The following is a 22,673-nucleotide window of genomic DNA, read 5'->3' on the forward strand; positions in this document are numbered from 1 at the left end:
GCTAATTTCTCCCAGTGAGGAGCACTGCCTCGATGTAGCGCGAGGGCTGCAAAAGTTGTTCGGCAGTAAAATGAAGGAATTGCGTAATCGTTCCACCCCAGATTACCAGAATCATACATAGGCTAAGCAGGCTGATAATGGGTAACAGTTCTTGATAAATTGTAGTGATACTTGCTGTATTTGAGAGAGGATTTGGTGGTTGCGCGCGATAAAACAACAGACTACCCGTGCGCGCAAGCGCGATCAAGCTTAGCAAGCTCGTTATCAAGACGACACTCATAACCCAAGGCAGCGCGCTGTGTGCAAGGGAAGCATGCAAAATCATGAATTTTCCAATAAAACCGGATAGTGGGGGCAACCCTGCAAGTAGCATAGCGGCTACAAAGAAAAGACCGCCCAATAGGCGTGCATGTGGAATGACTGGACCCACATCTAATCGATCTTCCCATTCGGCGCGGCGGATTGCGATCGAATTGGCTAACAGAAAGAAAGCTGCGGTCGCAAAGGTTGAATGTGGCAGATAAAAAAGCCCCGCAGCAATGCTTGCTTGTGTGTTCAGGCCAAATGCGGTCAACAGTGTGCCAACGGACGCCACCACTAAAAAGGCGATTTGTTGCCGTAAGTGTGTACTGGCAACTACTCCCAACATGCCCACCAACAATGTAATCAGTGCCAGCGGAAGTAGCCAGCCCTCGATCAAATGGGCGCTCAATCCTGCTTCTGCACCAAAGATAAGCGTATAAATTCGCAAGATGCTATAAGCACCTACTTTGGTCATGATCGCAAACAGTGCTGCAATGGGTGCGGATGTATGGGCATAAGCCGAGGGTAGCCATAAATGCAATGGCACAAGCGCCGCCTTAAGTGCGAATACGCTGAATAGCAATAATCCTGCAACTTGAACTAAGGCGACATCTTCAGCCGGAAGGTGCGCCAGCTTGATAGCTAAATCGGCCATGTTGAGCGTGCCCAGTGTGCCATACAGAATACCGACTGCAAATAAGAACAGCGTGGAGCCAACCAAGTTGATGACGACAAAATGTAAACCCGCTTTTGTGCGTAAACGCCCGCCACCATGAAGGAGCAAACTATAGGATGCGATCAACAGGATTTCGAAAAATACGAACAGATTGAATAAATCGCCCGTCAAGAAAGCGCCATTCAACCCGAATAACTGTAGTTGAAAAAGGACATGAAAATGCCTGCCAGCCTGTTCCGTAATGGGAATGGCGTAAAACATCGCAAACAAGGAAAGGAGTGCGGTGATTAGCAACATCCAGGCGGCTAACCGATCAGCTACCAGAATAATGCCATAAGGTGCTGACCAGTCACCTAATGCATAAACCAGAATATCACCATGACTGACAGCTGATAGAATCTGGAAAGCCAGAAAAATTTGAGTGACGATAGAGATAATGCTTAATCCACGCTCAAGCAACTGATTGCGCTGTCGTAACAACAAAAGTATGATGCCCGCCGCAAGCGGCAATAGAACCGGAAAAATGATGAGATGTGTCATCATGGCTTATGGATTCCGTCTACGTGGTCGTTGCCCAATTCTTTATATGTCTTGAGTGCCAGCACGATTACAAAAGCAGTCATGGCAAAGCTAATCACAATAGCAGTCAGCACCAATGCCTGGGGCAATGGATCGGTATAGCCATTCGTGCCATCCACAATAATGGGCGGGGTGCCGATCACAAGTCGTCCCATGACAAGTAAAAACAAATTGGCAGCATAAGACAGCAAGGTGAGTCCCAGTACAACCGGGAAAGTGCGCCCGCGGAGCGACAAATAAACGCCACATGCGGTGAGCACACCAATAATCAGTGAAATAAGTGCTTCCATTAATGTATTTTATGACGAATTTTTGTATTGTGGCTCGAATTGTGTACCAACCCAAGGTTGACAATGATGAGCAAAGTAACGCCCACCACCACTAAATATACGCCCAAATCGAACACCATGGCTGAAGCGAGTTCGAATTCGCCGACTAATGGCCAATCAAGATGACCAAATGTGGAAGTCAGGAAAGGGTAGCCGAATAACCAGCTTCCTAGTCCTGTTGTCGCTGCAAACATCAGGCCGATCGCAATGATAGTATGCATGTCAAACGGGAACCGTGTTTGCGTCCAGGTGGTGCCATTCGCTAGATATTGTGTAATAAAGGCAACTGCCGTGATAAGCCCCGCAATAAATCCACCCCCTGGCAGATTGTGTCCACGTAACAGGATAAAAATAGCCACCAGCAAGGCCAGTGGTAACACAATGCGTGTGAGTGAAGCCATGATCAAAGGATGCTTGTCTTCGTCCCAAGAACGCTTGAAGGTATCATGGCTTGGTCCTTTCAGCTGAAGGTGCTCGAGCATTGCATAAATGCCCAATCCAGCCAATGCCATTACCGTAATTTCGCCTAGCGTATCATAGCCACGGAAATCGACCAGAATCACGTTAACTACATTGTGGCCGCCTCCCCCCGGTACACTTTGTGTCAAAAAATAATCAGCGATTGTTTCATAAGGTCGCGTCAGTACGGCCCAGGCCAACGATGCGATTCCACCGCCAGCCAGTACTGCCAGCAATACGTCACGGCCGCGCCGAAACGGCTTCGATTCTACGGGTGTGTACTGAGGTAAGAAATACAGTGCCAACAAGATCAATACAATCGTGACAACTTCTACCGAGAGTTGCGTGAGCGCAAGATCGGGTGCTGAGAATTTGGCAAAAATCAAAGCTACGCCCAGGCCAACGGTGCCGATCATGATCAAAGAAACAAAACGTTGTCGGTGAAGGATTGCGGTACCCATAGCCGCTGCGATGATAATAAGGGCGACCACGAAACTTACACCGTCGATCGGTAGCTGCTCGCGCTCGCCTATGAGTGCGGTATTCCCTGTCATGAAACTTGCCGTGCCAAGCAAAACCGCAAATAAAATCAAACAGAAAACCATTCTTTGCAAGGAGTCAATGTGAAGCAGGCGGGTAAACGATCGAGAAACAAAAAACATGCCTTCTAGCAGGAAATGGTAAAACTCTTTCATGCCAGGCCTCTCGCGTGCATGTGTTCGCAAGGACAAAAAAGCGCTGAATCCAAAATAGACACCCACGCCCCCTAGCAAAGCAATGACGCTCATCCAGAAAGCAGGATTGAATCCGTGCCAAATGGCAAGATCATATTCTGGGAGGGGTGCCTGCAGAACGGCGCCGGATGCGATCGAGAGTATTGGAGCGACCGTCAGTGCGGGTAGCATTCCTACCAGTAAGCACAGCGCTACCAATATTTCTACCGGAATTTTCATCCAACGAGGGGGCTCATGTGGAGTTTTGGGTAAATCGACTGGTGGGCCATCAAAAAAAACGTTGTGAATGAATCGCAACGAATAGGCCACGGCGAAAATACCCGCCAAGGTAGCGCCTGCCGGCATCAACCATCCCCATGTCTGATCCATGCCATGCAAGGTTTCCATAAAAAACATCTCTTTGGATAGGAACCCGTTCAGCAGAGGAACGCCTGCCATTGCAGCGGCGGCAACGATGGCCAGCATCGCAGTATGCGGCATGAAAGCCCACAGCCCTCTGAGCCGTCGCATGTCACGTGTACCCGCTTCATGATCGATAATACCTGCTGCCATGAACAAAGAGGCTTTGAAAGTAGCGTGATTGATGATATGAAAGACGCCTGCAACGGCAGCCATCGGCGTGCCGATACCAAACAACAGCGTCACCAATCCGAGGTGACTGATCGTAGAATAAGCGAGCAGACCTTTAAGGTCATGTTTCCACAAAGCGATGTAAGCACCGACTAGCAGGGTAAGGAGGCCAGTTACACTGACCAACCAAAACCATTCCGCTGTCCCTGATAACGCAGGAAACAGTCGCGCCAGCAAAAATACGCCCGCCTTGACCATGGTGGCGGAATGCAAGTAGGCCGATACCGGGGTGGGTGCGGCCATCGCGTTGGGCAGCCAGAAATGAAAGGGAAATTGTGCTGATTTCGTGAACGCTCCCAGTAGCACCAGGATCAACATCGGTTGATAAAGTGAGTGGTTACGGATGATTTCACCTGACTGTAGGATAACGGAGAGTTCATAACTACCGGTGATTTCTCCAAGCAACAGGCAACCTCCTAGTAATGCCAATCCGCCTGCACCTGTGATCGTCAGCGCCATGCGCGCACCACTGCGTGATTCGTGGCGATGCTGCCAGTAACTGATCAGCAAGAAGGAAGAAAGACTCGTCAATTCCCAAAAAATCAGGAGTTGAATGATATTCTCAGAGAGCACGATACCCAGCATGGAGCCCATGAATAGCAGCAAATAGGCGTAAAAGCGCCCCATGTCATCCTGGGTGGACAAGTAGTAGCGTGCATACAGAATGATAAGCAGGCCGATGACCAGTATCAGCAGTGCAAATAACAACCCTAGGCCATCCAGCCGGAAGACCAGATCGAGCCCGATCAAAGGCATCCAGCTCAAACGCTGAATAAGGACTTCTCCAGAGAATACATCGATCAAGCCGGGGATAAGCAATGAAATGGCGCATAGCGCAACAACCCCTGCGGCCCAAGCAGCATGCAATCGGCCAAATTTAGAGACACCCGCTGCAATCGGTGCCCCTATAAATGGCAATAAAACGATGATTAACAAATTCATGAGAATGGTAACTTTATCGGTTAGGCAGTGAAGCAGCCAATCACTTCACTGGCTTCTATTTTTTTAGCGTCAGCAAATTGTCATGATTTCAAAATTTTTGGGCGGGAACACCCGTATCCCTGACCGGTACGCGCCAGATAAATATCGCCAGCACGATTGCCAGTGAAAACAACATGAGCTTAAGCCAATATGATGACACGATTAGAATAGAACTGCCAAACGACAAAGCCATCATCAAATAAGCCCAGCGTTTGACACGGCGAGGTATGCTGCGATGGGCAGACCATTCGTAAATGATGGGGCCCGCAATACGGTGGTTGAGTAAGTAGACATGGAAACGTTCAGAGCTTCGCGCAAAACATCCTGCTGCGAGCAAGATGAAGGGTGTAGTAGGGAGAATGGGGAGGAAAATTCCAAGAATTCCCATTAGTAATGCCGTGAGGCCGATCCCAAAGTAGATCCAGCGCATCATGAGGGAGTTATGCAGTCTCAGGACATGGACACTTTCTTCGTTCTGATTCGTTTGTTCGTTGATTTGCATCGGCAATGATCGGGTTGTTAAGGACTGAAGAAATTAATATCAAATAAATAGACAACAAGAAATAAAGAAACGATCCTGGAATGAGCAGGTAAATCTTGCGTTCTTTGTTGCGCTATTTAGGGTTACTAAAATCGGAAGCATTATCTGCCTATCCGCCGTGATGCAATCATGATTGCATGATAACGCGTATAATACGCGAAGGAATTTATTTTTGATCATCCTTTCAATCATTTGTCTTTTGAGGTTTTTATGCTTAAAACAAACGTTTTATTGAGCCTAGGTGTTCTTCTGCTGGGCTTTTTGTTATTACCTTTAAATGTTATCGCCTATAAGGAGCATGCCGTGCAACCCCATGCAGCAACGTCAGAAGTCACCGAGCTACAAAAAATTGATGTTAAAGTAGGGGCTGGCGAGGAGGCCGAGGTGGGGAAAACAGTGAGTGTTCATTATACGGGCTGGTTATATGATGAAAATGCTGCTGACAAAAAAGGTAGAAAATTTGATAGCTCACGTGATCGCGGTGATCCCTTTTCGTTTTGGCTGGGGTCGGGACGCGTTATCAAAGGGTGGGATCAGGGCGTATTGGGAATGAAAGTCGGCGGACAACGTACATTAATTATTCCACCTCATATGGCTTACGGCGCGCACGGTGCGGGTAATGTAATCCCACCCAATGCTGCGCTGATTTTCGATGTTGAATTGATCGGCTTGCAGTAAGGCTAACAGTATATTTTTGACTGGCCGTTTTTAGTTAAACGCTACCATCGGGGTGCAGACAGCGCTTCCTGCACCCGGTAACAGATGCTTTAAGCGTTATTAGCTTCCAGCAAGCTCGTTTTCGAGGATGAGGTAGCATGGAAACTTCTTCAGTTTCACCCAAGGTCAAACGTCATTTCGTGACACGCAAGCGTCTTGCAATCAGCTTGGGTGTTATCATCCTGGCCATCGCAATATTTGGGTTGCTTGGCTATTATTGGCTACCTGGCTATGCCAAGACCCAGATAGAAACCATTTTATCCGGCAAACTGAATCGATCGGTCACCATTGATTCTATTGCTATTCAGCCCTATACCTTGGAGTTGACCGTTCTCGGTTTTCAAATAGCGGAGAAAAATGACGCTGGCAGCACTTTTTTTGCGTTCGATCGTTTGTATATTGATGTGAGCATCGAATCAGTCAGGCATCTTGCACCAGTTGTCAGGGCGGTTACTTTGACGACTCCACGATTGCGCCTTGTGCGTGAAGACACGCACCGTTTCAATATTTCCGATCTGATCGAACAATTCAAATCCCAGCCAGAAGATCCGGTTGAAGAGTCATCACGCGAAGCGCTTTTTTCAGTCAGTAACATCAGTATTCAAGGCGGTGCTATCGAGTTTGAGGATCGACTCAAAAATAGCCGGCAGGATATCGAAGCGATCAATCTAAACATACCTTTTATTACCAATTTTGAGAGTGCGCAAATTCATTGGGTTGAACCGCATCTCAGCGCTCATGTCAATGGCGCTCCCTTGGCGTTGGAAGGCAAACTACGCCCTTTTGCCGATAGGCGAGAAGCCACCCTGTCCCTTAAGTTTAACGATATCGATTTGACCGATATCGATGAGTATTCGCCGATTCCGAGAGGCATACGCTTGCTTGCGGGGAGTGCTGACAGTGATTTATTGCTGACTTTTGCGCAAGCCGTGAATGAGGCGCCCAGTATTCACTTGTCCGGTCAAGTTGCGCTTAAAGAGCTGATTGTTGAAAATAAAGCAGTCAAGGCGCCCTATCGAATGATGCTGAATCGGTTTGATGTGACATTGCAGGAAGCGGTGTTGACCGAACCCAGGCCGATACAAACAGCGATAAAACTGGCGGGGTTGACGCTCGCCCAGCTCGATGAAGCAGAATCGTCGATTCAGCTTCCCGAATTGGACATAGAAGTGATCAGCGTGGATCGAGCACAGCAACATATCGCATTTGGTCCAGTTATTCTGGACGGAGTCAATGCACGGGTGCGTCGTCAAGCCGATGGTCGACTCGATTTGCTCGATTTATTCGCTCCGGTAGCGGTGTCTGTGGATCATTCCATGAGCACGGTATCTCCTCCATCGAGTGGTTACAAACAGCTTCCTTCAACAATGATTCCGCTGCCGGACAAAAAGCCAATTCAAGCGACCAACCTTCCGCGCAAAACCTTTCCGTTAGATGATACGCCTTCGGCGCAGGCAGCGGTTCCCCTCCCAAATCACAAGCCTTCGATAACAAGCGCCAATCTGCAAACCACAGAATCTGAGCAGGGCGAAAAGATCGTTTCAGATGATAGGGTTGAAGCTGAGAATAGCAAAGCTTGGACGGTCCATATTGATCAGATGATATTGAAAGGAGGTGCACTCCACTTCGAGGATCACACGCTTGCCAAGCCTGTGCCCATGACAATCGAGTCACTGGACCTAACCATTGATAATATCAATCTGAGTGGAAGCGAGCCACTGGATCTCAGTCTCAAGGCAAATGTGAATCAGCGAGGCAGTATTGAGGCGCGGGGTGCATTTTCTTGGGCGCCTTTGATGGCTGATTTCGCATTTGATCTCAAGCAGATCGATTTAGTCCCGTTGCAAGGCTGGGGGAGTGACCAATTGAATGCGCTTATCAGCCGTGGTGACCTGTCTTTCCAGGGCAACGTCAATCTGGAGGGGGAGCCGCTCAAGGTGACGCTGAGTGGTAAGAGTCAGTTGACTGACTTTAACGTGCTCGATAAAACAGCCCGAGCAAATGAATTATTGCGCTGGAAAAGTATCGGGCTCGCGGGTATCCAGTTTGTCAATGAGCCATTGCGCGTTGCAGTGGCGTCCGTTGATCTTGCTGATTTTTATGCGCGTGTGATTTTACTGCCGAATAAAAAGCTTAATCTTCATAGCCTCGTTCGCCAGGAAGAGGTTGCGCCAACAGAAGCCGCTGCTTCGACTGAGCCGGCCAGCCAACCCAATCAGACTGATTCTTCTGCTAAAGCACCGTTACCCGTTTATATTGATAAAGTCGTTTTGCGCAATGGCCGCATCAATTTTGCCGATCAATTCATCAAGCCTCACTATCGTGCTAATCTGACCGGCCTCAAAGGGCAAATCGGGCCTCTTCATCCAGGAAAATCAGGGAAAATCGATCTTCGGGGATCGTTCGACCGTTCAGCGCCGTTACATATCTCAGGGACGATCGAGCCTTTCAGCGGAGAACTTTTTCTTGATATCATGTCAACCGTGTCAGGGATTGATTTGCCTACGTTTAGCCCTTATTCGGGGAGATATCTTGGCTATGTCATCGAAAAAGGAAAACTCTCTTTTGATGTTAATTATCATGTCGAGAAAGGCGAGTTGAAAGCAAAAAACAATATCTTTCTCGATCAACTTGATTTGGGAGAGGAAATAGAAAGCCCTGATGCAGCGTCATTACCCATAAAGCTTGCTATCTCGTTGCTCAAGAATCGGCGGGGTGAAATCGATATCCGCTTGCCGCTCAGCGGATCAATCAACGATCCTCAATTCAGTATCACGGGAATTATCTGGGAAGCATTCGTAAATCTGATCACCAAAGCCATTACGGCGCCGTTTGCTTTACTAGGGTCGTTGCTGGATGAAGGCGAGCAGTTATCAGAAGTTACGTTCCCGGTGGGCTATGCCACTATTGAGCCTGAGGCGGAGAAACGTTTGCAGGTGCTGTCAGAAGCCTTGAATGATCGCCCTGCACTCAAACTGGAAATAACGGGGTTTGCGGATCCGGCCAACGACCATGATGCGCTGAAAAAGGCTTTACTCGAGCGCATGATCAAAACGCAGAAAGTTTCTGAAAGCGTCAAAAAAGGCCAGGCTGTAGGCCCTGTCGATGAGATTGTGCTGGACGAAGAGGAATATGAGCGATACCTCACCATGGTATATAAAGAAACTGATTTCGAGAAACCCAAGAATTTCATAGGGTTGACTAAAAGCTTGCCAGTAGCTGAAATGGAGCAACTCATTCTTACGCATATCCAGGTTGGCGATAATGAACTGCATGCGCTAGCTCAGAACAGAGCGGGGAATGTGCTTCAATGGCTTGTCGAGCAAGGTGGAGTGTCAAGCGAGCGTGTGTTCGTATTAGGAACAAAAGTAGAAATCTCGACTACTGAACAGCCTAATAGTCGTGTTGTGTTTTCCGTCCAATAGCTTGATTGATACGCTTTGCACCTCAAAATTCGGCATTTATGCCTTCTCCCGCTACAAGGCTGGATGAGGGATGATAAAAATCGAATCTTGAGGTGCGTGAATCGATTAAAGGCAATGAGCCTTTAAACCTGGTTTCTGAAGGACGAGGTGGTGTGTTCGGTTTTACGAGTGAGGGGTGAAGCGCAACGACGCGGAATGGTACTCTATTCCAAGGAATTGCAGCGGAGCCATGTGTGCATAACATCGAGCAATCCACCCCGAAGCGGTAACACCAGAAAGATGAGTGTGAAAATGAATCATTCTATTCATAATGTTAGCATCAGAAATTAGTGATCAACCGAATCTAAGGCTGTCCGTAGTAGATCAACCTATTTTCGGTCAGCCTTAGGTTAAACCTTCGATATTTTCGATTTTAATCTCTCGAAGAGAAGTCTCCAGCACTAAAACTAAATGGTTGTTATCCGCGTCGCACTCGATGTGCCCATCGATACCCTATTTGACTATATAGCACCTGACGCCGTCTTGCAGGATGTTGGTTTTCGTGTACGTGTGCCCTTTGGTAAGCGCTTCATGATAGGCATCATTATGGCAGTCAGTCACGATACTCAGATTTCGTCGGACAAACTCAAGCAGGCAGAAACAATCCTGCGCGATATTGCCCTACCCCCGGTACTCATTGATTTGTTTGAATTCTGTAGTCGCTATTATCACTACCCGATTGGCATGGTCGTCATGAATGGATTGCCATCCCGCATGCGTAACGTTCGACCCCTTGCACGCTCATCTCATAAACTTTCTCTTTTCCGACTGACTGATTTAGGCCGCACGATTGCTCCCTCATCCCTCTCTGCTCGATATAAGGTGAAACAACGTTTGCTTACCTGGCTCAACGAAGTGGGCACCATCAATCAAATAGAGGCCAGGAAAATCTCCCCACGCGCTCCAAAAATATTACAAGAAATGCAAACCCAAGGATGGCTAAAGCCTGTATCAGGCACAGGGGAGCCCCCCCTTGAGATATCGCCCTTCTGTGCTGTTCCTCTCACAACCGAACAGACCATCGCGATTAGCGCCATACAAACAGAAATCAATCAATTCAACACTTGGTTGCTCCATGGAATAACAGGTAGCGGCAAAACTGAAGTTTATCTCCAAGTGACTTCACTGTTACTCGCACGAGGTAAACAAGTGCTTATCTTGGTACCGGAAATCAACCTGACTCCGCAACTCGAAGCGATTTTCCGATCGCGCTTTCCGTCGACATGTTTGATCAGCCTGCATAGTAAACTTACTCCGTCTGAGCGCATGGAGGGTTGGTTGCAGTCACAGCGTGGCGAGGCAAGTATCGTACTCGGAACACGCCTGGCCATCTTTACACCATTGCCCAAGCTGGGATTGATCATCGTAGACGAGGAGCATGATCAGTCATTCAAACAACAAGATGGATTACGTTATTCGGCTCGCGATGTCGCTATTTTCCGCGCAAAACAAGCCAACATTCCCATCATTCTGGGTTCCGCCACCCCATCGTTGGAAAGCTACCATAACGCGATAACCGGCCGATTCCGCTTGTTGCGCATGAGCACGCGCGCGGTGAAAAATGCTGTGCTCCCACCGATTCACTATATCGATACCCGCACCCATCCGCTCACAGAAGGATTGTCTGAGCCCCTTCTTACTGCGCTCGATAATTGCTTGAATCTACAACGGCAAAGCATGGTTTTTATCAATCGCCGGGGCTATGCACCCGTCCTATTATGTAAATCCTGCGCTTGGCTTGCGAGTTGTCCACGCTGTGCCAGCCGTCTTGTGGTGCACCTAAAACAAAAAGCTTTGTGCTGCCATTATTGCGGCCATAATGAAGCCTTGCCGATCGCCTGTCCGCAATGCGGCGATCAGGATCTCATGCCATTCGGTCATGGAACTCAACGGATTGAAACCGCATTAGAACGTTTTTTTCCCAATGCACGCATTTTACGTGTCGATCGAGATACGATCCGTCGCAAAGGGGACTGGCAAACGATCCTGGATACCATCCATGATCGAAAAGTCGATATCTTGGTGGGTACTCAGCTCTTAGCAAAGGGCCATAATTTCCCTCACTTATCCCTGGTAGGCGTACTCAATGCAGACGCTTCTCTCTATAGCACCGACTTTCGCGCAGAAGAACGACTGTTTGCCCAACTCATGCAGGTTGCAGGAAGAACAGGCCGCACTGAAATAGCTGGCGAAGTCCTCATTCAAACGGAATTCCCTGACCATCCTTTATATGGAGCCTTAAGACAACACGATTATGACGCGTACGCCCGCTTATTATTAAAAGAAAGGGAAATCACCCTCTTCCCTCCTTTTTCCTACCAAGCGTTACTCAATGCAGAAGCACCGGAAATGACGATGGCACTGGCTTTTCTTAATGACGCAAACGCACTTGCAAAGCCCAAGAATTCAATCGAAATTTTCGACCCGGTCCCGGCGCAAATGACACGACTCAAAGGACTTGAGCGCGCGCACTTACTCGTTCAATCTCCCTCACGCAAAAGGTTGCAATTTTTTCTCAGCGAATGGTATACAAAACTGCGTCAAATCCCCAACCGGAAAGTACGATGGGCGCTAGATGTCGATCCGCTCGAATTTTGATCAATAACCGGACAAAGGTTGGCAGCTCATTTCAAAAAATTTGGCAGAAGAACTGACTTCCATCAAAATTTTCCTAACCGGTGCGGGAATCGCTAAATTCAATGCTTCATCAATGGTCACCCAGGCTTGTTCTTCCAATGTGTTATTGGACCGATCAATCACTTGCAACAAGCATGTCGATATCCTCAATTTAAAATGTGTGAAAACGTGATCAATAACAGGTAAATCTGCAATGAATGCTGCATTGATCCCCCAATACTGGATACAGCACAGTTGAAGATCGATGCTAGCCGGTAGTTGAGGCAAGCACCACAACCCACCCCAGATACCAGTATCAGGTCGTTTTTCCAGCAAGATACTATTTTGATCGATCATGAGCAAAAATGTGGCTTCCCGATTGGGTAAAGGTTTCCTGGGCTTTGGTGCAGGCAGTTTTGCTGTACGATTTTCCCTAAATGCCACACAATCAGACCGCAACGGGCATACTCGACATTGGGGTTGGTGGCGCGTGCAAACAAGAGCGCCCAGATCCATCAGCGCCTGAGTGTAAGTAGCCATACAATCATGAGTATTTTCCTGTGGCAACAAGGATTCTGCCTTTTCCCATAACAATATTTCTGTTTTCTTTTCGCCAGGGTAGCCGTTGATACCGAAATAGCGGGTCAGCACGCGTTTGACGTTCCCATCCAATATTGCGCAGCGTTCTCCATATGCAAAAGCAGCAATGGCAGCCGCCGTCGAACGGCCGATACCTGGCAGTTGTTCGATTGCTGCCGCATTGGATGGAAATCGCCCCTGGTAGTGCGCCACCATCAAGCAGGCCGCTTTATGTATGTTCCGCCCGCGCGTGTAGTAGCCAAGTCCGCTCCATAACGCCAATACTGCATCTAAAGAAGCCCGGGCAAGGGTTTCAATATCAGGAAATATCCCTATGAAGCGCTGGTAGTAAGGAATCACCGTCGCGACCTGGGTTTGCTGCAGCATAATCTCTGCAATCCAGATTGCATATGGATCGCGTGTGTTTTGCCAAGGAAGATCATGCCGCCCATGCCGTCGCTGCCAATGGATCAGTGTATTTGCAAAAGTAGACACAAAATGCAGTAACGATCTTATTCTATTGGAATAGGTTAACCTAAAACCCCTGATTGATCGCTAATTTTTTGATGTTAACATTATGAATATTCTAATTTTTAGAATCATTTTACACCTAGCAGTTTGATGCTTCCGCTTCGGAGTGGATTGCTCAATGTCATGAGCAAATGGCTTCGTTGCAATTTCTTGGAATAGAGCCGACCATTCCGTGTCGTTGTCCCTCACCCTGCACTCGTAAAACCGAGCATACCCCCCCGTTCAGCAGAACTCTAGGCTTTAGCCTTGCAATCGCAATGCCGCTGAAAATCTAAGGCGCAAGAAAGCTGAAAAATGGCGAGAGCTCAAGAAGGCGCTCGCCAAAAACTAAAAGTTCAAGATAGTTTTATGTAATCGTGCTTCATTAATTGGATACGCGATATAACGTGACAGGCGCTTCGCCTTGTCTTGTTAGGATTGCAGTCTGGCCAGAGGCATTAATGTTGAAAGTAACAGGTTTGTCAGCACCGCCCGAGAGGCCCACACAGCCATTCGTATCGTAAATAAAACTTCTCGCATTCAGAATATTGGAGGTGGCATCATAGTTATAGGAGGCGAATTCAATGCCAGGATTGCCGCATTCGCTGGCTTCGGCATGGAAGGTGTCGCCAGTGGGGTCGACTAGCATCAATCTATTATTAGGGAAAAATAGGATTAATTTAGTTTTTACGCTCTGATTATCGAGTGCCCATGCGCCAATAATACCATTAGCTTGATTGTCCATTCTGGCATAGCGTTTTTCTTTGATCTCAGTTGGAATAGGTTCGTCATCGGAGCTGAGTTCGAGTGGGCGCGCAATGTGAAAGAGTTCACCAAATAAACTGCTTTTTTCTCTTTCTCTTTGTGCCACGACGATATCAGAAATGATGAGCTCGTGGCCGTCCGTATGAATGCGCCAGGTAGGGCGCGGGTGAGAAAGCCCCGCTCGAAGATTGGTGTCTACCGAAGGTGAGCTGTCGAGCTTGAAGCCACGGGCATCCAATTCCGATGCACTGGCAATACCGAATTCCACACCAGCTTTGAAGATCGTGCCGCCGCCGCATACGCGGTTCTCGTCGCAGGAGTCATCGGCGGTCGCCTCGCCTTGCAAGTATTCGCCACTCCCATCTGCTGCAATACGTATAATGCTCGCACTACTGTCATCGTATTTCACCCAGACGTGCTGGCTAAGGAGATTGACGCCCTGAGCGAGGAAATTTGCGTGCGCTTCCTCCGCTGAAACCATCTGACCAGGTATGCTGGCCGCTTCGCGCGCTGCCTGCAGGACTACCGAATTCGCAAATACGGTGGGGTCACTTTCAAGACTCATGTTGGATTTAATAGTTGATGCGGCTTCTGCAGGAATGAGTATCCCCGTCGAGAGATCGTTGTCCGAGTCGAGTGATTGGAGAAGGGTGGATAAATTTCTCAGTTTATTTTCATTCTCGCCCGCGAGCTCTATCGGAGTCGTCATTCCTGTTCCCTTGATTTCTCCAATGACCAGTCCACCCAGCTGAAACTTGATATTATCGCCATGATTATAATGATAAACACCTTGTGCGTCCGTAGTTCCGGTTGTGCCTGAAGATGTGGTATAGGCGATACCCGCAACGGGGCCAGCATCCATCAATATGCCCGTTGTAGGGCCTTTGAGCTGAGTTTTGCTAGTAACTTTGTTAGATTCCTGCTGCTCACCACAGGAGGCTAGCCCCAGCATGAGTGTCGTGAAAAGTAATGCTCTTATTTTTTTGTTTTGCTGATTCAATTTCATTGAGATAGTTCTTCCAATTTATGTTTAATCAATTCATGCGATTAACGCACTGCACCAAGATTGTAATCTTATGAAATAAGAGGATAATGTAGCCTTTCCTTTGAGGATGTAAGACTATTAGATCTAGAATCTAACAGCAAAACCCTATCAGAAAATATAAAGATTCACCCCCTAGTCTATAAGGTGTAAGTATAGTCGTAATTTTCTGTTTCACTGATTTTTTTGAATTTCTGTGTAGCTGATTTGTCAACAGAATATTAAAACCTGTTTAACATCACATTAATAAACGATTTTGTATGTCGAGCCTAGCGCAAGTATCACGATTGACCGAAAATCCTCAGCAACTTCCTATTGATTGGTATTTAAATCCTCAAATATTTGAATTAGAAAAACAGCATCTGTTCGATAATGGACCAGCTTATATTGGGCATGAATTGATGGTGCCCAATGTGGGTGATTACTATGTCATAGAATGGTTAAACGATGCGCGTGTGTTGGTTCGTAATGAAAATGGAATCGAACTGTTGTCGAACGTCTGTCGTCATCGACAAGCCCTGTTGCTGAAAGGTCGCGGTAATGCACGGAATATTGTCTGTCCTATCCATCGCTGGACTTATGCAATGGATGGTAAATTACTTGGGGCGCCTCACTTCAGCCAAAATCCATGTCTTGATCTGGGTAAGACACCCTTGCAAAATTGGAACGGATTACTCTTTTCGGGCAGGCGCAATGTTGCGCGAGATATGGCAAATCTAAGTGTTCTCAAGAACTTTGATTTTTCTGGGCACATGCTCGATCGCGTTCAGATCGATCACTACGCTTGTAATTGGAAAACTTTTATCGAGGTTTATTTAGAAGACTATCATGTCGATCCCTTTCATCCTGGCCTTGGACATTTTGTAGATACCAATCAGCTTGATTGGGAATTTGGAGATTGGTATAGCGTTCAAGTCGTTGGCGTCAATCCTCAATTCGAGCGAGGAGGTACGCCTGTTTATGACAAATGGCAAAAGCAGGTTTTGCAATACAACAATGATCAAAAACCACCTTATGGCGCAATATGGTTGCTTTATTATCCTAATATCATGCTTGAATGGTATCCCCATACCCTGATCATTAGTACAATCTTACCGACTGGGGTAGAAAGTTGCGTCAATGTGGTTGAATTTTATTATCCCGAAGAGATTGCCCTATTCGAACGTGAATTTGTTGACGCAGAGCAAACGGCCTACCGAGAAACCGCTTTGGAAGATGGCGAAATTTGTAAATTGATGACTTTGGGGCGTCGTGCGTTGTATCAACAAGCAATTAATGAATTTGGCCCTTATCAAATGCCGATGGAAGCAGGCATGGCGCATTTCCATAATTTTCTGCAAAGAGAGATAGGCTCTTATCTGCGTTAGCCATAGGCCAATTTATTTAATTAGTTCGATTAATTCATTGCAGATGCATTCACTTTGGATGCTTGTAGCGGGATTGATGTTTGCCTGTATGGGGATGCTGGTCAAACTAGGCGCAGCCTATTTTTCTAGCATCGAACTGGTTTTTTATCGCTCTCTGGTTGGTTTGTTCGTCACATATCTGGTGATGCGCGCTTGTCGTGTTTCGATTGCTACTGCACACTGGAAGATTCATTGCTGGCGTGGATTATTTGGTTTGGGTGGTTTGTTATTATTTTTTTATTGCATCACTCAACTTCCTTTGGCGACAGCGATTTCGCTGAACAACACTTGGCCATTATTTTTGGCGTTATTGACCATTCTTATTTTGAAAGAGTATTTTCATCCGAGCTTGGTATTAGTGTTATTGCTTGGATTTATAGGCGTTGTTTTATTGTTGAGGCCGACCCTGAATGAAGATCAATGGTTGCCGGGGTTATTAGGCATAGTTTCAGGTATTTTTGCAAGCTTCGCGCATCTCAATCTTAAGCAACTTGGGATGCTGGGGGAGTCCGAATGGCGGGTGGTATTTTATTTCACATTGATCAGTACGTTGCTTACTGGAACCTGGTTGTCGTTAACCACTTTTAGTTCGGTTACATTGAGTAATATAGGATTGCTGTTGGGGGTAGGTGTAACCGCAACTCTTGCGCAGCTAGCGCTTACCCGTGCCTACCGATTAGGAAAAACGATAGTTGTGAGTGCGCTTGCGTATAGTACGGTATTATTTGCGGGACTCGGGGATGTTTTTTTCTGGAATGAGACTTTGCCAATACCTGCTTGGATCGGTATGGGGATGATCATTTTGGGGGGTATATTAAGCTTGAGAATGGCGCCTGTTAGTATTCGCGGCCAATAAAGTTCGGCAATTTGTCAGGGCGAACATCAATTATTTTTCTAGGATATACACATGATTACTATTCAAAAAATCAATAATTTAATTGTCGTGGCCGTCATTGGAGAATTTACTTTAAGCGACTATAAAGAATTTGAAGACCAGGTGTTATATCAGTTTCATTTTGAAGGAAAGGCAAATCTTTTATTCGATTGGCGCGATATGGTGGACTACACGCTGGATGTTGCATGGGAGGAAATTAAATTTATGCGTGAACATGGCAGTGAATTTAATCGGGTAGCGGTTGTTACAGATAGCCAGTGGCAGGCATGGAGTGCTTGGGTGTCCAATCTTTTTATTGATGCAGATGTAATGGTCTTTTCTGATTACGATGAAGCAATGCAATGGGCGTCTGGCGACTAGATCGTGAGCCGTTAACTTGATTCATATAGAAACGAGTGGAAAATTTATATGGATGAGTTTGTATTCGCGCGAGTTCTGCACGTGCTGGGCGTGGTGTTTTGGATTGGCGGTGTGGCAATGGTGACGACGGTATTACTTCCAACTGTAGCGAAAATGAAATCGATCGAGGAGCGCGTCGAATTTTTTGAGTTACTCGAGAGCCGTTTTGCTAGGCAAGCACGATTAACGACTTTACTTGTTGGGGTGAGCGGCTTTTACATGGTGCATATCCTTGATGCATGGAGTCGATTTACCGAACTTCAGTATTGGTGGATGCATGCAATGGTGCTGGTGTGGGGCGTTTTTACGTTAATGCTGTTCGTGCTGGAGCCTTGGGTGTTGCATCAATGGTTTGCGTCACGCGCGCGAAATAAGCCCGTGCAAACATTTGCATTGATACAGCGGCTACATTGGTTTTTGTTGAGTATCAGCCTCATTACGATTGCAGGGGCTGTTGCCGGTAGCCATGGCTGGTTCTGGCTAAGGTAGGTGAGATGAGTAGCTATATATTTTTGAAATTAATTCATGTCTCTAGTGTTATATTGAGTTATTCGCTGTTTATGACGCGCGGTATCTGGATGATGCGGGGGTCAGCGCAATTACAGCGGCGCTGGGTAAAAATCATGCCGCATATCGTCGATACGGTTTTATTGGCAAGTGCAATTTCGCTTGCTATTTTGATAAAACAGTACCCGTTGGCGGATGCTTGGTTAACAGCAAAAGTTATAGGCTTGCTTGTCTATATTGGATTGGGGATGGTCGCACTACGATTTGGCAAGACTCGCATCACAAAGATCAGCGCTTGGGTCATGGCTCAGATCGTGTTTTTTTATATCGTAATGGTTGCGTTGACAAAGAGTCCAGCGATAGTACTATGAATAAGCCCATTGTAATGATTTATTCTGATTAAAAATCACCTCTGATTCCTGCAATCAACGCTCTGCCAGGTAATGGTGCAAAATTTTTCAAGAAGGAAGTATGAACACGCATTTCTTCGTTGAGAAGATTCCTTCCTTGAACAAACAATCTGATTCCGTTTGTTTTTGTCTCTTTTATTCGATAGCTTGCTTCAAGATTGAGCAGTGTATAGCCCGGGGTTTCGGTTTCTAGTTCGGCGAGTTTAGTTTGACGGAGAACGTGGATGGCCGTGATATTCGCTGTCCAGGGTTCTTTTTTGTAGTTCAATTCTAGCCCAAAGCGTTGAGGAGTAGTGCGTGGCACATTGCCGTTTTTGTTGTCTAATTTGGCGCGCACATAATCCGTAAATAGGCGCAGATCCAAATTATCGGGTCTAAGTGTAAGAATAACTTCCGCTTCTGCACCATAAAATGTTGCATGAGTCTGGGCTATGCTTAAGGCTTGAAATTCGCCTCCGGGGTTTAGCATACCGTCATCGTCCACGCGATCAGCGATTCCATCACCGTCAATGTCGACATTCTTGAAAAAGATATAGTTATTGAATCGGTTGTAGAAAGCATTGACTTTCCACTTTATGAACCCCATGGATTTGCTAAGCGATAGATCAATATTATTGGTGGCTTCTTTGTGCAAAGTGCTATCACCCATTTGAAATGTTCCGGTGGCATGATGAGCACCATTGACATAGAGTTCTTCTAACGCAGGTGCACGTTGGCCATGTGTGGCTGTTAAACCTAAATTATAATCTTGTATAAAATTCCAGAAAGCACCGGCTGAGCCATTAAACAAGCCAAATGCACGTGCGCGATCTACATCATTTTGTGGATTGCGCGTCGCATATTCATAGCGCCCGCCAAACTCAAATCGGAATTTATCCCAATTACGCTCTTCAATTAGAAAAAGCCCAGTCGAGCGAGATTTTGTAATCGGCACAATGGCTTCCTCACCTAGTGCTGAAAAAGTGCGATCTTGAAACTGTATGCCAAACAAGCCTTTCAAGCTGGCGATGGGTGCATGTAAAAATTCAGTTCGTGTTTCCAGTTCACGATTCTTGAAACGAGTCCCCAATTCACCATTTGCTTCAATCTCGTCATGCTTGTAATCATTGTAGCCCATGCGCATTTTTATTTTTTCAAGGCCTGTCACAGGCTGATCTAATTCACCCATTATGTTATATCGAGCCTGGGTTAAATCGATAGTAGGTCTTTCTAGCGTAGGGATGCCATACTTGCTTTCCAGCAAAGAAAGTGACCCACCGAGAAAACCTTTCTCGCCTATGTAGGATCCGCCTAATGATAAACCCTGAGAATCGACCGCACTGTTTCGGACCACGTTTTTTCTCTGGTGTGCGTTTTCGTGGGTATCTGTGTGGCCATTTGCTTGGCCGTGATCATGATGATCCTCGCTTTCATGGCGGTTATTTGCTTGCTTGTTTTGTATTTGTAATGGGGTGTCTGTGAAAGCATGTCCGGGAATATTGTAATCGTCCGTTTTTCGCTTGAATGCACCGATACTCCATGATGTTTGGCCGAAGCTGCGATTCAAGTTAAACGATCCGGTTCTTTCTTCGGTAGCGGAATTTCCACGCACTTCAAAATTACCATTCAGCGATTTGAATACTTGATTGGGAATACGTTGCGTTACAGCATTTACCACCCCTCCAGTGGCGCCTCCTCCATAAAGAAGAGTCGCGGGGCCTCTTAGAATTTCTACTTGTGAAGCATTAAGCGTTTCGATGGTGACAGCATGATCTGGGCTGAGAGAAGAAATATCCAGTGTGCCGATACCATTCTCCAGCACTTGTATGCGTGGTCCGTCTAAAGCCCGAATAATAGGGCGTCCAGCGCCTGGTCCGAATGAACTTGAAGCGACGCCGAGTTCGGTTGACAGCGTGTCGCCAAGCGTAACTTCGCGTTTTCTTCTTAGGTTGTCCCCGTGTAGCACCGTGGTAGGTTGTGTCATGTTAAGCTCGCTGCGATCTTGAAAGGGTGTGGAAGTGATCACAATTTCTCGAAGCTTGATAGCTTTGCTCTTTTCTTCTGCTTGAGCAATGGGATAGCAGAAAGTAATGAGAATGCCAACAATGAGTCTGGATAACCTGATTTTCCTGCAAGGAAATCCGATTTTTGGTGGATTAAGGAGCTGTGGCATATGATTATTGGTTTGTTGTGGCCTTAAGGTGGCGGCATCACAAATGCAATTTAGTTGCGTTGGTTGGGTATATGGCTTGCTGTTTTTTGTTTGAGTATTGATTCAAAAATTGTTTATCGCGCGGTAAATGCCATCACATCGTAACCATATGCGTTTTATCATGCCTCATAAATACGAAGGAGAATTTAACTACCGAGCGCAACGGGCGTTTTTAGGTACATTCGGCACAGAACCCTTTAACAGTCAATTCGATATCATGAAGCAAATAGCCAATGGGTAAAGAGGGGTTTGGTTTGAGCTTGAACTCGTCTAGGCACGTTACTTTCGTGCATCGTGTGCAGATAAAGTGAGCATGATGGTGTGAATGAAGATCTGTATTGACACGGAAACGCCAGACACGATCATCACCAGCTATTTTGTGTATTAAATTTTTTTTGGTCATCCATTCAAGTACCCGATATAGCGTAACTCGATCCAGTTGCTCTTTTACGTTTAATCGCTCTTCAATTTCACGGTGTGTAAGTGGGTGATGTTCCTCTAACAACAAACAAAGCGTTCGGATTCTATGGTATGTGGCTCGATCACCGGTTTGCTTCACGAGTTCTTTTGCTTTTTCAAAGAAATTATTTTTCAAGACAACTATCTTCCCTATCTGCCATATAATCAAGTGCAACTTGGTTGCATTTGATTATAGTTTGGCCAGTGAGCATTCTGCAATGGAAAATTTTATTCTATGGCATGGGAAGGATTTGATCCGTGTATTTTGGTTGTAATGATTATCTTCCGCACTTAATCAGGTTTTCCTCAATTTTTTGTTATACAATCACGGGCAAATATGCTGGGCAAAGTCGCTGAGCAGATTACATGTTAGATAAAAATTAAGTTTAAGAATCAAAATCTGGAGAAAGTATGAGAAAGGCTTCACTTAACAAATGGATCGTACAATCATGTGCTGCAGTAGCACTGTTGTTGACAGCATTTTCGCTTCATGCACAGCTGATGCTTGCCCATGAAGGGCACCATGCCGGCCATGGTGGGTGTCAGGTCAAATCGGGAGATTTTCCTGTAACAGTTAGTATTTATGAAGTACCAGAAGGTGATATTCCTCCAATGCATTCGTATTGCGATCACGTGCCCAATGTTGGGAAGATCAATGTAACGATCGAGCTTCCAGCCGATGCACGCGAGATACCTCTAGCCGTGCGGCTCGTAAAAGAAGGTCATGGGAACCATGGGGGGCATGATGGGGCCGCTCACGATAAGACGGCAGCTGCAAGCGTTGCCAGCGAATCCGATGATCATAAAATGGCTCATGACGGACATGGTGACCATGATGGTCACAATGAACGTGCTAATCATGATGATCATGCTGGCCATGATGAAAAGCACGGGGAGCATAAGGACGCTGCACATCATGACGTCGGTGAACATGCCGGTTTTTATATGCCGCCAACGACCCATTCTTCTGGCATCATTGTTGTTGCGGCCGAAGTAACCGAACTCGGTGAATATGCGGTATTACTAGAGAAAGTGGAAGGCGAAACGACTCGTACAGCGGTTCGCGTGCCCATTCATGTTGGCAAGGGTGGTGGTCATGGAGGTCATGGTTCAGGCTTCGGGTTGTTTGAAGTCTTGCTATTGCTCGGTGCAGCAGGAGGATTGGGTTTTTATTTTCTGAAACGCAAGAAAGCCTGATAAAAATATTTTAGGTCAATTTTAGATTAATTTTGGCTCCAAAAACCTTGACATGGCTATGGATAAGAAAGTAGGCTTGTTAAGTGATTTTGAGGAGTAGAAGAAGTAGAGGGGATTATGCCTAGATGCTCGGGAGAGGATGAGTGGGAAGGGTATAAGAATCAATAACAACATAAGATAGAAAGGAGAGAGAATAATGGAAGCCAGGAGTTGGCTGAAGGGGCTGATGACGGTATGCGGTGTTCTGTTTGCGGGCGTATTGCAAGCGAACATATCGACGGTAC

17 protein-coding genes are annotated in these 22,673 nt (G+C 46.5%); 9 read left to right on the top strand and 8 right to left on the bottom strand.

Annotated features, from left to right (window positions below; translation table 11 throughout):
* Window position 1 precedes the first annotated feature (1 nt).
* The 4 genes from C8R30_RS08650 to C8R30_RS08665 form a co-directional block, all read right to left on the bottom strand.
* Complete coding sequence (locus C8R30_RS08650; RefSeq protein ID WP_219908840.1) at window positions 2-1,522, bottom strand: monovalent cation/H+ antiporter subunit D; 1,521 nt, start codon at window positions 1,520-1,522, stop codon at window positions 2-4.
* Window positions 1,519-1,848, bottom strand: coding sequence for a Na+/H+ antiporter subunit C (locus C8R30_RS08655; protein ID WP_090667851.1), 330 nt, complete (start codon window positions 1,846-1,848; stop codon window positions 1,519-1,521). Before C8R30_RS08655 ends, C8R30_RS08650 begins: the two co-directional genes overlap by 4 nt.
* The gene (locus C8R30_RS08660; protein ID WP_107789948.1) at window positions 1,848-4,652 is read right to left on the bottom strand and encodes a monovalent cation/H+ antiporter subunit A; all 2,805 of its coding nucleotides are present in this window, start codon (window positions 4,650-4,652) and stop codon (window positions 1,848-1,850) included. The genes C8R30_RS08655 and C8R30_RS08660 overlap by 1 nt, the downstream gene beginning before the upstream one ends.
* Window positions 4,653-4,740: 88 nt before the next feature.
* Entirely contained in the window at window positions 4,741-5,193 is a 453-nt protein-coding gene (locus C8R30_RS08665; RefSeq protein ID WP_090667846.1) for a YbaN family protein, read from the bottom strand.
* A 249-nt stretch (window positions 5,194-5,442) separates the two neighbouring features.
* Between C8R30_RS08665 and C8R30_RS08670 the strand changes: the two genes are divergently transcribed.
* From C8R30_RS08670 to C8R30_RS08680, 3 genes are all read left to right on the top strand, one after another.
* Window positions 5,443-5,910, top strand: coding sequence for an FKBP-type peptidyl-prolyl cis-trans isomerase (locus C8R30_RS08670; protein WP_090667841.1), 468 nt, complete (start codon window positions 5,443-5,445; stop codon window positions 5,908-5,910).
* A gap of 137 nt (window positions 5,911-6,047) precedes the next feature.
* The gene (locus C8R30_RS08675; protein WP_107789949.1) at window positions 6,048-9,374 is read left to right on the top strand and encodes a DUF748 domain-containing protein; all 3,327 of its coding nucleotides are present in this window, start codon (window positions 6,048-6,050) and stop codon (window positions 9,372-9,374) included.
* Window positions 9,375-9,824: 450 nt separating this feature from the next.
* Window positions 9,825-12,011, top strand: coding sequence for a primosomal protein N' (locus tag C8R30_RS08680; RefSeq protein ID WP_107783095.1), 2,187 nt, complete (start codon window positions 9,825-9,827; stop codon window positions 12,009-12,011).
* Here the strand turns inward: C8R30_RS08680 and mutY are convergent, their stop codons facing one another.
* Together mutY and C8R30_RS08690 are read right to left on the bottom strand one after the other, a co-directional pair.
* Window positions 12,012-13,103: an A/G-specific adenine glycosylase gene (gene mutY, locus C8R30_RS08685; protein ID WP_090667832.1), complete on the bottom strand. Its 1,092-nt coding sequence runs from the start codon at window positions 13,101-13,103 to the stop codon at window positions 12,012-12,014.
* A gap of 400 nt (window positions 13,104-13,503) precedes the next feature.
* Entirely contained in the window at window positions 13,504-14,889 is a 1,386-nt protein-coding gene (locus C8R30_RS08690; RefSeq protein WP_107789950.1) for an adhesin, read from the bottom strand.
* Between the two features lie 296 nt (window positions 14,890-15,185).
* On the opposite strand from C8R30_RS08690, the gene C8R30_RS08695 reads away from it, so the two are divergent.
* The 5 genes from C8R30_RS08695 to C8R30_RS08715 are packed head-to-tail and all read left to right on the top strand — an operon-like array spanning window position 15,186 to window position 18,503.
* On the top strand, window positions 15,186-16,292 hold the full coding sequence (locus tag C8R30_RS08695) for an aromatic ring-hydroxylating oxygenase subunit alpha (protein ID WP_107783097.1): 1,107 nt from the start codon (window positions 15,186-15,188) through the stop codon (window positions 16,290-16,292).
* A gap of 43 nt (window positions 16,293-16,335) precedes the next feature.
* The gene (locus C8R30_RS08700; protein WP_258191972.1) at window positions 16,336-17,187 is read left to right on the top strand and encodes a DMT family transporter; all 852 of its coding nucleotides are present in this window, start codon (window positions 16,336-16,338) and stop codon (window positions 17,185-17,187) included.
* A gap of 51 nt (window positions 17,188-17,238) precedes the next feature.
* Window positions 17,239-17,586: a SpoIIAA family protein gene (locus tag C8R30_RS08705; protein WP_090667821.1), complete on the top strand. Its 348-nt coding sequence runs from the start codon at window positions 17,239-17,241 to the stop codon at window positions 17,584-17,586.
* A gap of 48 nt (window positions 17,587-17,634) precedes the next feature.
* Window positions 17,635-18,114, top strand: a complete 480-nt coding sequence (locus C8R30_RS08710; protein WP_090667819.1) for a hypothetical protein — start codon at window positions 17,635-17,637, stop codon at window positions 18,112-18,114.
* A gap of 5 nt (window positions 18,115-18,119) precedes the next feature.
* On the top strand, window positions 18,120-18,503 hold the full coding sequence (locus C8R30_RS08715) for a SirB2 family protein (protein WP_090667816.1): 384 nt from the start codon (window positions 18,120-18,122) through the stop codon (window positions 18,501-18,503).
* Window positions 18,504-18,531: 28 nt separating this feature from the next.
* On the opposite strand, the gene C8R30_RS08720 is transcribed toward C8R30_RS08715, so the two are convergent.
* Window positions 18,532-20,694 carry a TonB-dependent receptor gene (locus C8R30_RS08720; protein WP_107789952.1) on the bottom strand — a complete coding sequence of 721 codons (2,163 nt, stop codon included), beginning with the start codon at window positions 20,692-20,694 and terminating at the stop codon, window positions 18,532-18,534.
* A gap of 211 nt (window positions 20,695-20,905) precedes the next feature.
* Entirely contained in the window at window positions 20,906-21,328 is a 423-nt protein-coding gene (locus tag C8R30_RS08725) for a Fur family transcriptional regulator (RefSeq protein ID WP_090667812.1), read from the bottom strand.
* Between the two features lie 275 nt (window positions 21,329-21,603).
* On the opposite strand from C8R30_RS08725, the gene C8R30_RS08730 reads away from it, so the two are divergent.
* Window positions 21,604-22,389, top strand: coding sequence for a hypothetical protein (locus C8R30_RS08730; RefSeq protein ID WP_107783100.1), 786 nt, complete (start codon window positions 21,604-21,606; stop codon window positions 22,387-22,389).
* The last annotated feature ends 284 nt before the right edge of the window (window positions 22,390-22,673 follow it).

Origin of the sequence: Nitrosomonas nitrosa (genome assembly GCF_003051105.1) — a bacterium.
In the GTDB taxonomy this organism is placed as follows: Bacteria; Pseudomonadota; Gammaproteobacteria; order Burkholderiales; family Nitrosomonadaceae; genus Nitrosomonas; species Nitrosomonas nitrosa.